Origin of the sequence: Limnospira sp. PMC 289.06 (assembly GCF_032350395.1) — a bacterium.
Lineage (GTDB): Bacteria > Cyanobacteriota > Cyanobacteriia > Cyanobacteriales > Microcoleaceae > Limnospira > Limnospira platensis.
On sequence record NZ_JARPLC010000612.1, the window covers coordinates 1 to 221 of the forward strand.

Below are 221 nucleotides of genomic sequence, written 5' to 3' on the forward strand. Positions count from 1 at the left end.
TTGTTAAGAACATTAAGGGAAACCTCAAAGCAAAACCACTGCGACGGGTGTGGATTCCAAAACCCGGAATGGATGAAAAAAGCTGGAATAGGAATACCCACAATCCAGGATAGAGCTAGGCAAGCCTTGGTTAAATCGGCACTCGAACCTGAATGGGAATCGAGATTTGAAAGCAACAGCTATGGGTTCCGACCCGGACGGTCAGCCCATGATGCAATATT

General features: G+C 46.6%; 2 pseudogenes. Both read left to right on the forward strand.

The features are described 5' to 3' along the window. Positions 1-113 (forward strand): annotated as a pseudogene (locus P5674_RS26440) (reverse transcriptase N-terminal domain-containing protein); the annotation flags it as partial. After that, positions 73-221 (forward strand): annotated as a pseudogene (locus P5674_RS26445) (RNA-dependent DNA polymerase); the annotation flags it as partial. The pseudogenes P5674_RS26440 and P5674_RS26445, both read left to right, overlap by 41 nt.